We start from the raw sequence: 13,233 nt of genomic DNA, 5'->3' as shown, positions 1-13,233 counted from the left end.
GTCCACCGGAGTCGGCTGCTCGAGGTCTCGCGGCGGGGGCGCCGCGCCACCGTGCGGAGCGGCGCGGTCGTCGCCCCGGACGCCCGGCGCGGAACCGCCGCCGACCGCGGGCGCGGCACCGGGCGCGGAACCGTCATCGACGGCGGAGTCGTCGTCGGCGGCGTCCTCGACGGCGATGTCGACGGCGGCGTCGGCGGCGGCGCCCTCGACGGCGATGTCGACCGCGGCGTCGGCGGCGGCGTCTTCGACGGCGATGTCGACGCCGGGCGCGGACTCCACCGCGTCCTCCCCGTCGCGACCGGCGCCGGGCGGCTCCGGCGCCGCCGTGGGCCCCGCCGGCACCGGCGGCGGCGCATCGGGCACCTGCGCACCCGGCGGCGGCACCGGCGGCGGCATCGGCGGCGGTGCCGCCCCGAGCGGCTCCGCTTCGGCGACGAGGTCGTCGTCGTCGAGTTCGATCATCTCGATGTCGTCGTCGCCGAGCGCCACCGGCTCGCCGCTGGCCTCCGGCTCCGACGATGCGCCGGTTCCCGCGCCCGCTTCGGACGCGGCCGGCGCGCCGCCGGCCCCGGGCTCCGCGGAGGGGACCGGGCCGTCTACCTCGGGATCGTCGCGGTCCGGCGCCATCGGTCACATCGCCGCGCCCGCGCGCACGGCGGGCGGGATCAGACGGCGCGCATCGGCGGCTGAGCGGGTGGCAGTCATCGTCGGCGCGAGGGGCACGCGCGGCGCCCATCGCCCGCGCGCGCCCCAGGTGCGCGGTCATTATCGACATCGCCGCGAACCAGTGTCAACGCGCGCCGCCGCCGAACGCGCGCGGCCCGCCCCGCGCGCCGCCGAGGCGACGTCCCTTGACACGCGCCGCGAAACGCGCGACGAGTGCGAGACGCACGCTCGCCATCCCCTCGCGGGCATACGGCGCCGCCGCGCGCCGCCGAACTCGCCATGCCGTGGGCCGGCGCCCCGATCTTCGCGATCGTCTACCTGCTCGTGTCGGCCCGCCGGCTGCACCTGGTCGGGCTGGACCGGCCGGCCGCGGTGCTCGCCGGCGCGGTGGCATGCGTCGCCGCCGGCGTGCTGTCGCCCCGGGCCGCCCTGGCGGCGGTCGACGGCGCCCCGGTCGCCGCGCTGCCCGATCCACGCGCCGGCCGGGAGCTGCTGGCGATGGCGTCGACCTTCGCGGGCAATCTCACCGTGCTGGGCTCGGTCGCGAACATCCTCGTCGCCGACGCCGGCCGCGACGTGGGCGGCATCGGCTTCTGGCAGCATTTGCGCATCGGCGCGCCGATCCCGATCGCGACGACCGCGGCCGGCGCCGCCTGGCTCGCGTGGCTGACGTGAGCCGAATGGATGCACATACATCGGTTCGCGGGCGCGGCCGCGGATCGCGCCGCCGGGACGCGGCGGCCGGCGCGACCGCTTGACCTCGCCGCCCGCCGGCGCGTAGATCCCCCCGTGGACGCCTTCCCGCTCGGCCAACGGCCGCTCACCCTCGACGTCATCGCCCGCGTCGCGCGCGATCGCGCGCCGGTGACCGTGTCTCCCGAGGCGATCGCGCGCATGCGCGCGTCCCGCGCCGTGGTCGACGCGATCGCCGCCGGCGGCGAGGACGCGCCCGCGGTCTACGGCGTCAACACCGGCTTCGGCGCGCTCGCCGAGGTGCGCATCTCGGCGCGCCAGATCGCCGAGCTGCAGCGAAACCTGGTCCGCTCGCACTCGGTCGGCGTCGGCGACCCGCTGCCCATCGAGGCGGTCCGCGCGATGATGCTGCTGCGCGCCGCCGTGCTCGCCCGCGGCCACTCGGGCGCGCGCCCGGTGGTGTGTGAGCGCCTGTGCGCCCTGCTGGCGGCCGGCGTCCACCCGGTGATCCCGGCCCGCGGATCGGTCGGCGCGTCCGGCGACCTCGCCCCGCTGGCGCACCTGGCGCTGACGCTCATCGGCGAGGGCGAGGCCGAGTTCGACGGCGCGGTGATGCCCGCCGCCGATGCGCTGGCCCGCGCCGGGGTCGAACCGCTCGCGCTCGAGGCCAAAGAGGGGCTCACCCTGCTCAACGGCACGCAGCACATGACGGCGATCGGCGCGCTCGCGCTGCACGATGCGCGCGTCACCTGTCGCGTCGCCGACATCGCCGGCGCGATGTCGCTCGAGGCGCTCAAGGGCACCCAGCGCGCGTTCGACCCGCGCATCGTCGACGCGCGCCCGCATCCCGGCGCCCAGGCGGCCGCCGCCCACCTGCGCAGCCTGCTCGACGGGTCGGAAATCATGGCGTCGCACCGCGACTGCGGCAAGGTGCAAGATCCCTACTCGCTGCGCTGCATGCCGCAGGTCCACGGCGCGACCCGCGACCTGGTCGAGTTCGCCGCCGGCGTGATCGAGCGCGAGGCCAACGCGTCGACCGATAACCCGCTGGTCTTCGTCGACCCGGACGCGCCGCTCGGCGGCGAGCTGATCTCCGGCGGCAACTTTCACGGCCAGCCCGTGGCGCTGGCGCTCGACGCCGCCGCCATCGCGATCGCCGAACTCGCCAACATCAGCGAGCGCCGCATCGAGCAGCTCGTCAACCCGTACCTGTCGAGCGGGCTGCCGGCGTTCCTCGCGCGCGAAAGCGGCCTGCACTCCGGCTTCATGATGGCGCAGGTGACCGCGGCGTCGCTCGTGTCGGAAAACAAGGTGCTCGCCCATCCGGCGTCCGTCGACTCGATCCCGTCGTCGGCCGGGCGAGAGGACCACGTGTCCATGGGCGCGACCGCCGCGCTCAAACTGCGCCAGATTCACGACCACGTGCGCACCGTGCTCGCGATCGAGCTGCTGTGCGCCGCGCAAGGCCTCGATTTGCGCGCGCCGCTGTCGACGAGCAAACCGCTGGCGCGCGTCCACGCGCGCATTCGCGCGCGCGTGCCGCCGATGGACCGAGACCGCCCCATCTACCGCGACATCGCGGCGGTGCGGGCCCTGATCGACGACGGGAGCTTGCTGGCCGAACCATGACGACCTACACGCCGATTCGCGCGCCGCGCGGCGCACAGCTCACCTGCAAGGGCTGGCCGCAAGAGGCGGCCATGCGCATGCTGATGAACAACCTCGACCCGGAGGTGGCCGAGCGGCCGCAGGATCTGGTGGTCTACGGCGGCACCGGCCGCGCCGCCCGGTCGTGGGACGACTACCACCGCATCGTCGCGCAGCTGCGCACCCTCGACCACGACGAGACCCTGCTGGTGCAAAGCGGCCGCGCCGTCGGCCGGTTCCGCACCCACGAGGAGGCGCCGCGCGTCCTGATCGCCAACGCGAACCTCGTGCCGGCGTGGGCCACGTTCGACACGTTCCGCGAGCTCGAGGCGGCCGGCCTCACGATGTACGGCCAGATGACGGCCGGCTCGTGGATCTACATCGGCACCCAGGGGATCTTGCAGGGCACCTACGAGACGTTCGTCGCGGCCGCTCGGACGCACTTCGGCGGCGACCTGCGCGGAAAGTTCGTGCTGTCGGGCGGACTCGGCGGCATGGGCGGGGCGCAGCCGCTGGCGGCGACCATGGCCGGCGGCGTGTTCCTGGGGGTCGACGTCGACCCGGCGCGCATCCAGCGCCGCCTCGACACCCGCTACCTCGACGAGGTCGCGGACGACCTCGACGCCGCGCTGCGCCGGGTCGATGCGTGCGTCGCCGCCGGCGAGGCGCGCTCGATCGGGCTGTGCGCCAACGCCGCCGACGTCTACGCCGAGCTGGTGCGCCGGGGCGTCACGCCCGACCTCGTGACCGACCAGACGTCGGCCCACGACCCGCTCGGCGGCTACATCCCGCAGGGCCTGTCGCTGGCCGAGGCGGCCGACCTGCGCGCGCGCGACCCGGACGAGTACATCCGGCGCGCGCGGGCGTCGATGGTCGTCCACTGCCAGGCGATGATCGACATGCAGAGCGCCGGCGCCGCCGTGTTCGACTACGGCAACAACCTGCGCGGCCAGGCGCAACTCGGCGGCCTCGACAACGCGTTCGCCTACCCGGGGTTCGTCCCGGCGTACATCCGGCCGCTGTTTTGCACCGGCAAGGGCCCGTTCCGCTGGGTCGCGCTGTCCGGCGACCCGGCCGACATCCGCAAGACGGACGAAGCCGTGCTCGCCGAGGTGCCCGACGACCCGGCGCTCGAGACCTGGATCCGCATGGCGCAACGGCGCGTCGCGTTCCAGGGGCTGCCGGCCCGCATCTGCTGGCTCGGCTACGGGCAGCGCGATCGCGTCGGACTGCGGTTCAACGAGCTGGTGCGGTCGGGCGCGGTGTCGGCGCCGATCGTGATCGGCCGCGATCACCTCGACAGCGGCTCGGTGGCGTCGCCCAACCGCGAGACCGAAGCGATGAAGGACGGCTCGGACGCGATCGCCGACTGGCCGATCCTCAACGCGCTGGTCAACACCGCCGCCGGCGCCACGTGGGTGTCGTTCCACCACGGCGGCGGCGTCGGTATCGGCTACTCGCTGCACGCCGGCATGGTCGTCGTCGCCGACGGCACCGACCGCGCCGCCCGCTGCCTGCAGCGCGTGCTCACCACAGACCCGGGCATGGGCGTGATCCGCCACGCCGACGCCGGCTACGACGAGGCGATCGCGTTCGCCGCGCGCGCCGGCATCGCCGTGCCGAAACTCGAGCCGCTGCCCGAGCGCGACGCATGATCGAGCGCGCCGAGGTCGTGCGCCGCGGCGCGGCGGTCCGCGTGTACCGCGCCGGCGGCGACGCCCGGCTGGTGCGCCTGTGCGACCTGGCGCCCCACCTGGGCGAGCCGGTCGGCCGCCCGCGGCGCGTCCGCGACGCGCGCGCCCGCGGCGGCGCGCTCGAGCTGGCGTTCGACGACGGCGCGGTCGAGCGCGTCGCGGCGGCCGACCTGTGGCCGCCGGCCGGCCGCGTCGACCTGGTGGTCGACCGCGCGGGGCTCGTGATGACCTGCGACGGCGACGGCACCGGCGAGGCCGCCCTCGGCTGCATCCCCGACGCGGCGGTCGCGCTCGGCGGCGGCCGCGTGGTGTGGGTCGGACCGGCCGCCGACCTGCCGGCCGACGCGCGCGGCGCGCCGCGCCTGGACGCCGGCGGCCGGCTCGTCACGCCCGGGCTCGTCGACCCGCACGCGCACCCGGTGTTCGCCGGCGACCGCGCCGGCGAGTTCGCCCTGCGCGCGGCCGGCGCCAGCTATCGCGACATCGCGGCGGCCGGCGGCGGCATCGCCGCCACCCTCGGGCCGACCCGCGCCGCGTCCGTCGACGACCACGTGCGGCTCACCGCGGCCCGCATGGATCGGGCGCTCGCGCACGGCACGACCACGTGCGAGGCGAAGAGCGGCTACGCGCTCACGGTCGCCGGCGAGCTGGCGCTGCTCGAGGCGATCGCGGAGGTCGACGCGCTGCACCCGGTCGACCTGGTCCCGACCGTGCTCGGCGCCCACGTCGTGCCGCCCGACCGCGCGGGCGACCGTGACGCGTTCGTCGCCGAGGTGGCCGACCGGCTCGTGCCCGAGGTGGCGCGGCGCGGGCTCGCGACGTCGGCCGACGTGTACTGCGACGACGGCGCGTTCACCGCGGCAGAGACGCGCCGCATCCTGGCGGCGGCGCGCGCCGCGGGCCTCGCGGTGCGCGCACACGTCGGCCAGTTCGCCGACCTCGGCGGCGCCGAGCTGCTCGCCGAACTCGGCGCGCTGTCGGCCGACCACCTCGAGCACGTGTCGGCGGACGGGATCGCCGCGCTCGCCGCGGCGGGCGTCACCGCGGTGATGCTGCCGGGCGCGTGCGTCCAGCTGCGCATGGCGCCGCCGCCGGTGGCGGCCCTGCGCGCCGCCGGCGTCGCGCTCGCCGTCGGCACGGACCTCAACCCCGGCACGTCGTTTTCCGAGGCGCTGCCCCTCCAGATGTGGCTGGCGACCACCCACTACGGCATGACGGTCGACGAGGCGTGGCTCGGCGTCACCCGCGCCGCGGCGCGCGCCCTCGGCCGCCACGACGTCGGCCGCCTCGCGCCGGGTACGCGGGCCGACCTGGTGGTCTGGGACGCGGCGTCGCCGGCCGAAATCCCGTATCACTACGGCGTCAACCTCGTGTCCCGGGTCGTCAAGGCCGGAAGGATCGTCCGCTCATGACCACGCACCGCATCGCCGATCTGCTGTCCGACCGCGCCCCCGTCGGGGAGCGCGTCGCCGTCCAGGGCTGGGTCCGCACCCGCCGGGACTCCAAGGCCGGGCTGTCGTTCGTGCACGTCCACGACGGCTCGTGCTTCGCGCCGCTACAGGTCGTCGCGCCCGCCGACCTGCCCAACTACGAAGACGTCGTCCTCAGGATCACCACCGGCTGCGCGATCCGCGCCGAGGGCACCCTCGTCGAGTCCCAGGGCAAGGGCCAGCGCGTCGAGCTGCAGGCCGACCGCATCGAGGTGGTCGGCTGGGTCGACGACCCCGAGACGTACCCGATGCAGCCCAAGCGCCACTCGCCCGAGTTTCTGCGCACGGTGGCGCACCTGCGGCCGCGCACGAACCTCATCGGCGCCGTCACCCGCGTCCGCCACACGCTGGCGATGGCCATCCACCGGTTCTTTCACGACCGCGGGTTCTTCTGGATCCACACGCCGATCATCACCGCGAGCGACTGCGAGGGCGCCGGCGAGATGTTCCGCGTGAGCACCCTCGACCTGGCGAACCTGCCGCGCACGGCCGACGGCGCGGTGGACTTCTCGCAGGACTTCTTCGGCCGCGAGGCCCATCTGACCGTGTCCGGCCAGCTCAACGTCGAGGCCTACTGCCTCGCCATGTCGCGCGTGTACACCTTCGGCCCGACGTTCCGGGCCGAGAACTCCAACACCCGCCGGCACCTGGCCGAGTTCTGGATGGTGGAACCGGAGATCGCGTTCGCCGACCTGCACGACGACGTCGCCCTCGCCGAGGACTTCTTGAAGTCCATCTATAAGACGCTGCTCGACGAGCGAGCCGACGACATGGCGTTCTTCGCGCAGTGGGTCGACAAGGGCTGCGTCGACCGGCTCGAACACATGATCGCGTCGCGGTTCGAGACGATGACCTATACCGACGCGATCCGGCGTCTCGAGGCAGCAAACCGATCGTTCGAATTTCCGGTGCGCTGGGGCATGGATCTTCAATCGGAACACGAACGATATCTGACCGAGGAGGTCGTCGGCGGCCCCGTCGCGGTCGTCGACTACCCGAAGGACATCAAGGCGTTTTACATGCGCGTCAACGACGACGGCCGCACCGTCGCGGCGATGGACGTGCTCGCGCCCGGCATCGGCGAGATCATCGGCGGCAGCCAGCGGGAAGAGCGCCTGGACGTGCTCGACGCCCGCCTCGACGAACTCGGCCTGTCGAAGGACGACTACTGGTGGTACCGGGACCTGCGCCGCTACGGCACCGTCCCGCACGCCGGCTTTGGCCTCGGCTTCGAGCGCGCGATCCAGTACGCGACCGGGGTCGACAACATCCGCGACGTGATCCCGTTCCCGCGCGCCCCGCGCCAGGCCGACTTCTGAGCGACGCACGCTCCCGCGCGGGGTGACCTCGGCTCGCCGACCGCGACACGGGCGCACGGCGTTGCCGATCGCGACGCGTCCGCCCCCGCGGTGCGACGCGCGACCGCCCGCAACGGCGCGGGCGAGGCGTGCGCGAGCGGTGGCACGGTTCCTGCGATCGTCGCGACCATGACCCTCCCGACCTCCCTCCGCCTCCTGCCCGCCGCGTGCGCCGTCGCGTGCGCCGCGTCGGGCTGTGTGCCGGCGGACGCCGACCCGACCGCCGGCGCCGGCCGTGCGGTCACCCTCGCGGGCCCCGTCCGCGCGGTCGACAGCGGCAGCTGGCGCACGATTCGCGGCTGCAGCGCCGGCTGCGTGTGGTCCCAGTATTTCTGGGTGGACCTCGCCGTGCGCGACGAAGCGTACGACAAGGAGGTCGGCATCCTGTGGACCGCCGACGACTGGGCGACCGTGCACACCGCTTCCGCCAGCTACGAGGCCGACCTGGGCGACGGCTACGAGCGCTGGGGGGTGGACGTCGACGCCGGGTTGTACTCCGACCTCGGAGGCGGTGGTCCCGACGACATCGCGTTTGCCGCCTTCGCGCGGATGGCGGGCCAGACCCACTGGGACCCCTACAACGACCACTACATCTTCCGGCCGGTCAGCGAGGACCGGCCGGTGCGGCTGCTCGCGTCGTCCGTCGCCATCGAAGACGGCGCCGCCGTCCTCGCGGGCCGCGTGCGCGTGTTCGACTTCGCGTACGACAAACGCGTCGCGGTCCGCTACACGACCGACGCGTGGACCACCTGGCGCGAGGTCGACGCGACGTGGGTGCGCGACGACGACTGGCGATTCCGCGCGCCGCTGGCGCCGGCCGGCGCGCTGCCCGGCGAGGTCGAGTTCGCGGTGCGCTACGAGGCCGCCGGGGGCCAGTGGTGGGACAACCGCGGCGGCGCCAACCATCGCCACGCGCTGGCGCCGTCGTTCGCGTTCACCGCCCCCGACCTCGACGGTGCGCCGCTGGCCGGCATCGTGCGGGTGTCCGCCACCGCGCGCACCGACCTGCCGGTCGCCGGCGTCGCACATCGCGTGGACGCCGGCGCGTGGCGGGCCGGCGCGACCGCCGTGCTGTCGACCGAGGGCATGGCCGACGGCTGGCACCGGGTGACGTTCCGCGCGCGGCTCGGCAGCGACGCCGACGGGGTCGACGCCGCCGGCTCCTACTCGTTTGCGGTCCGCAATCGGCTCGCGCCGCTGCGCCCGAACTGGGATCCGGGCGCCGGAGACGCGACGTGGGGCGTGGCGGTCGGCGGCGATGGAACGGTGTACCTACAAGTCGATGGGCGCGGGGTCGTGCGATACCCGCCCGGCGGTGGCGAGACCGCGTACGAGCCGGTGTCCGGCCGCGTGTGGGACCTCGCCGTCGACGGCGCCGGCCGCGTCTACGGCCTCGAAAACCACCCGGGCTACGCCGTGTGGCGGTGGAACCCCGACGGGACGGTCGACCGCGGGTTCGGCGACGGCGGGCGGCTCGACCTCGGCGCGGAGTTCGCCGGTCACGGCTTCGACTCGGCCCTCGCGATCGCGTGGGGCGCCGGGCGGCTGTGGGTCGCGGGCGGGTGCTTCCGGTACGGGTCGCGCTGCGAAGCCGGCCGGCCGAGCGTCAACGCGTTCGACGACGGCGGCGCGCTCGTCGCCTTCACCGAACTGCCGGCGGACGCGTGGCCGCAGGCGCTGTGGATCGACGGCGCCGGCCCGGGCGGAACCGCGTGGGTGGCCGACGGCGCCGGCGGCCGGCTGTTCGCGGTCCGCGGGGGTGCCGTCGTCGCCACCGTCGACCTCGAGGGGGAGGTCCATCCGCGCGGCCTCGCCCGCGCCGCCGGTACCTGGTACGTGGTCGACGACGGGCCGAGCCGCCTGGCCGCGTTCGACGCCGGCGGCCGGTTCATCGCGCACTGGCTGTTCGGCGGGACGGGAGACCTGCCCGGCGGCGTCGATTTGCCCCGCCACCTCGTGCGGTGGACCGGCGGCGAACTCGGCGTGCTCGACGTCGAGCACGGCCGCGTCGTGCGGTTTGCGCCGCTGCCCTGACCGCTGGACGGCGCGCGCCGCGTGCGTCGCGGCCCGACCGCGGCGCCGGTGGACGGCGCGCGGTACGGCGCAGGCTACGGGCAGGCGGGCCCGGCGCGCACCGATGCGCCCTCCCCCAGCTGCGGCGGCGCCAGGAACGACTCGTAGCCGCCGGCGCCCATGAGGTGCGCGAGCAAAAACGCGGTGGTCGCCCGGCGCGTGATCGCGCGGGTGTGCGCGTCGTCGGCCGTTCCGGTCCGGCACACGCTGCACGTGAACCCGCAGCCGGCGCGGTCGTCGACCCAGTCCATGTGGTCGGCGCCGTCGATCGTGATTTCGAGGGCGACGGGCGCAGCGCACGCGTGTTCGAAGTACTGCACGTAGTTGTCCTCGGCCGGAGCGCACGGCGAAAACCCGCCGGTCGCGTCGAGCGTCTCGCCGAGCACCGCGATCGGCACGGTCAGTTCGTCCATGCGCTCGGGCGTCACCGAGGGCGAGCCGTTGTCGATCGGCGGCGTCGCGTCGACCGGATCCCAGCCGACCGTCGCGCCGACGCGGTCGTCGAGGATGGCGGCCAGAATGCTCACCTTGCCGCCCAGCGAGTGCCCGACGGTGGCGATGTGCGCGGCGTCGACCCGCGCCGCGAGGCCGTCGCTCGCGTCCAGCACCCAGTCGATCACGTCGCCGACGTCTTCGGCCAGCTGTTGGTGGTTCGGCGGCGACAGGATGCCGCCGTCGCCGGCGTAGTCCTGCAGCACGACCACGAATCCCCACGACGCGAGGTGGCGGCACGCCGACGCGTACTGGTCGCGCGGCAGCTGAAACCCCGGCGACAGAATCACCAGCGGGAAGCGGCCCGCCGCCGGGTGTCCGCCGCCGTCGTCCGATGGCGAGCAGATCGTGGCGGTCGCGGTGCCGCCGCCGACCGGGATCGCGACGTCGTCGGCCACGTGGACGGCGTATGCGCCCGGGTCGGCCGGATCGCCGGCGGGAGTCCGGCCCGCATCGGCCACCGGCGCGCCCGCGTCGGGCCGCCCGTCCGGCGGGCTCGCGTCGCGATCCGCGCCGCCGGCGCTCGCGTCGACGCCACCGAGGTCACCCGGCGGGTCGCTCGCGTCGCAGCCGGCCACGGCGCCCCAGCCCCCGAGGACCGCCGCAACAAAAAGTCGAGAGTGCCACGTTCTACTTTTCACGCTTTCGCAGTGGCAGCTCGACCCGATTCCGGCTCACGGCTCGCGTCACGGCGCCGCGCCGGGGGCGCATTCGGCTCCGTGCGCCCCGGGCGCGTGCCGCACGGCGGCTCCCGGGCCGCAGGGACCTGCATTGCGAGCCGGCCAGCTCACTCCGGTCCCGCGGACGGCCCGGACCGATCCGGATTCCCGGGCCGCCGCGCCGGGGGCGCATTCGGCTCCGTGCGCCCCGGGCGCGCGCCGCATGGCGGCCGGCGCGAGCGGCAGCCCTGAAGACCGGCGGTTACGGCGCCCGGCCGCCGATGTGCTCGGCGAGGAACTTCTCGGCCGCCTCGTAGAACTTCAGCCGATTCTCCGGGCGCGCGAAGCCGTGCCCTTCGTCCGGGAATTCGATGTACTCGACGGTCTTGCCGGCGTTGCGCAGCGCGTCGCGGATCTGCGTGGACTCGGCCTTGGGCACGCGCGGATCGTTGGCGCCCTGTCCGATGAGCAGGGGCGCCTTGATCTTGTCAACCTGGAATACCGGCGACCGCTGCTCGAGCAACTCCTTGTCTTTCTCGGGGTGGCCGACGCGTTGGTACAGCACGTGGACGAACGGTCGCCAGTACGGCGGGATGGTCTTCATCCAGGTAAACAGGTTCGCCACGCCGACGATGTCCACGCCGCACGCGTACAGATCCGGCTCGCGCACCAGGCCCATCAGCGTGGCGTAGCCGCCGTACGAGCCGCCCATGATGCAGATCCGCTCCGGGTCGGCGATGCCCTGATCGATGAGCCACCGCGTGCCGTCGCTGATGTCGTCTTGCATCTTGCCGCCCCACTCCTTGTCGGCGGCGTTGATGTACGACTTGCCGTAGCCGGTCGAGCCGCGGTAGTTGGGCTGCAACACGGCGTAGCCGCGGTTGGCCAGCCACTGCGCGGTCGGGTCGAACCCCCACGAGTCGCGCGCCCAGGGCCCGCCGTGCACGTACACCACGGCCGGCAGCGCCTTGGGCTCGACCTTCGGCGGCAGGGTCAGGTAGCCGTGGATCTCGAGCCCGTCGCGCGCCTTCCAGCTCACCGGCTTCATCTCGGCGAGGGTGAGATCCTCGAGCTCGGGGCGGTGCGAGAACAGCCGGGTAGCCTTGCGCGTCTTGCGGTCGTAGGCGTAGTAGACGACCGGGCCGTCGTCGTGGCTGAACGCGACGAGCCACGTCTTGTCGCGGCGGTCGCGGCTCACCACCGACAGGTCTCCGTCGTCGACGGCGGCGAGCGCCTCGAAGTCCTTGGCCACCGACTTGTCGAGCACCGTCCACGTGGTCCGGTCGCGCTCGACCGCGACGGCCTGGATCGTGTACTTGGTCGGGTGGGACAGCACGCCGGTGACGTCGTAGGTGTCGTCTTTGAAGATGACCTTTTCCCGCTTGCTCTTGACGTCGAACGCGCGCAGCTGGGTCGTGTTGCTGCCGACGCTCGACAGCATGTACAGCGTGCGGTTGTTGGCTGCGAACCCGGCGGGGTTGGTCGTGAACATGTCCTCGGCGCCCCACTTGGTCAGCTCGGTGAACGGGCCCTTGCCGCCGGCGCGGTACTGCAGCGCCGCGCCGCCGTCGGGCGACAGCGTGACCGCGGCGCGCACGCGCAGCTTGTGATCGGCGATCCACGCGATCGCCGTGATGTCGTTTTGCTGCACGAGCGTGCGCTTGCCGGTCTTCAGATCGATCGAGTAGACGTCGTGCAGCATCGGGTTGCGGTCGTTGAGGCCGACGAGGATCTTGTTGGGGATCTTGTGTTCGACCGCCAGGATCTGCGCCTGCACGCCGTCGATCGGCGTGAGGTCGCGTGGTTCGCCGCCGGTGGCGTCGACCGCCCACACGTGCCAGTTCTCGTCGCCGCCCTTGTCCTGGACGTACAACAGTTGCTTGCCGTTGGGCGCCCAGAAGTAGCTGCGGATGCCGCGCTTGCGGTCGTGGGTGACCGCGACCGCGTCCGGCTTGCCGACGGTCTGCACCCAGATGTTGAGCACGCCCTCCTCGGGGGCGAGGTAGGCCATGCGCTTGCCGTCGGGCGATAGCTGCGGGCGGACCTTGGTGGGGTTGCCGAGCAGCACCTCGAGCGGGATCTCGGGGACCGCGTCGTAGGCGGGCCACGCGCGCTTGGGCGCGGGCGCGGGCGCGGGCGCTTCGGCCGGCGGTGCCTCGCCGGTGGTGAGGCCCGGGCCGGTCTTGCTGGCGATCGGCGCCGGTTCGGGCGCGGGTGACTGCGGGGAGCCGCACGCGGCGAGCGCCGCGGCGGCCGCGGTGGCGATGGAGATTCGGATGCGGGTCATGGGGTGTCCTCCTCGTTCACGTCGCACGGTCCGGGGGCTTTCGCGTACCGCACAACCGGCGCGGGTACAACGGCCCCCCCGGTCGGTGTGCCGGCGTACAGGTCGCCACCGGCCGCGAACCCGCGCCGCCGTGTCCGGCCAGCCGCGGCGCGGGCTGTCGCGTGCCGCGCGGCG

At 74.2% G+C, this 13,233-nt stretch carries 9 protein-coding genes; 6 read left to right on the top strand and 3 right to left on the bottom strand.

Annotated features, from left to right (window positions below):
* Positions 1 to 627 (bottom strand): hypothetical protein (locus D6689_15800; protein RMH39728.1); only part of this gene is annotated, 627 nt, incomplete at its 3' end.
* A gap of 318 nt (positions 628 to 945) precedes the next feature.
* Here D6689_15800 and D6689_15795 point away from each other — a divergent pair.
* The 6 genes from D6689_15795 (at position 946) to D6689_15770 (ending at position 9,582) form a co-directional block, all read left to right on the top strand.
* The gene (locus D6689_15795; protein RMH39727.1) at positions 946 to 1,341 is read left to right on the top strand and encodes a hypothetical protein; all 396 of its coding nucleotides are present in this window, start codon (positions 946 to 948) and stop codon (positions 1,339 to 1,341) included.
* Between the two features lie 9 nt (positions 1,342 to 1,350).
* Positions 1,351 to 2,988 (top strand): histidine ammonia-lyase, encoded by a 1,638-nt coding sequence (gene hutH, locus D6689_15790; GenBank protein ID RMH39726.1) that lies wholly within the window; start codon positions 1,351 to 1,353, stop codon positions 2,986 to 2,988.
* Positions 2,985 to 4,661, top strand: a complete 1,677-nt coding sequence (hutU, locus tag D6689_15785; GenBank protein ID RMH39725.1) for a urocanate hydratase — start codon at positions 2,985 to 2,987, stop codon at positions 4,659 to 4,661. The genes hutH and hutU overlap by 4 nt, the downstream gene beginning before the upstream one ends.
* Complete coding sequence (gene hutI, locus D6689_15780; GenBank protein RMH39724.1) at positions 4,658 to 6,112, top strand: imidazolonepropionase; 1,455 nt, start codon at positions 4,658 to 4,660, stop codon at positions 6,110 to 6,112. The genes hutU and hutI overlap by 4 nt, the downstream gene beginning before the upstream one ends.
* Complete coding sequence (locus tag D6689_15775; protein ID RMH39723.1) at positions 6,109 to 7,509, top strand: asparagine--tRNA ligase; 1,401 nt, start codon at positions 6,109 to 6,111, stop codon at positions 7,507 to 7,509. The genes hutI and D6689_15775 overlap by 4 nt, the downstream gene beginning before the upstream one ends.
* Before the next feature lie 90 nt (positions 7,510 to 7,599).
* Positions 7,600 to 9,582, top strand: a complete 1,983-nt coding sequence (locus D6689_15770) for a hypothetical protein (protein RMH39722.1) — start codon at positions 7,600 to 7,602, stop codon at positions 9,580 to 9,582.
* 74 nt (positions 9,583 to 9,656) lie between these two features.
* Here the strand turns inward: D6689_15770 and D6689_15765 are convergent, their stop codons facing one another.
* Positions 9,657 to 10,781, bottom strand: a complete 1,125-nt coding sequence (locus D6689_15765; GenBank protein RMH39721.1) for a hypothetical protein — start codon at positions 10,779 to 10,781, stop codon at positions 9,657 to 9,659.
* A 253-nt stretch (positions 10,782 to 11,034) separates the two neighbouring features.
* Positions 11,035 to 13,059, bottom strand: coding sequence for a S9 family peptidase (locus tag D6689_15760; GenBank protein ID RMH39720.1), 2,025 nt, complete (start codon positions 13,057 to 13,059; stop codon positions 11,035 to 11,037).
* Positions 13,060 to 13,233 lie beyond the last annotated feature (174 nt).

Source organism: Deltaproteobacteria bacterium (genome assembly GCA_003696105.1).
Lineage (GTDB): Bacteria > Myxococcota_A > Polyangia > Haliangiales > J016 > J016.
Note: the sequence above shows the minus strand (reverse complement) of the source record. Positions and strands in the feature narration are given on the sequence as shown.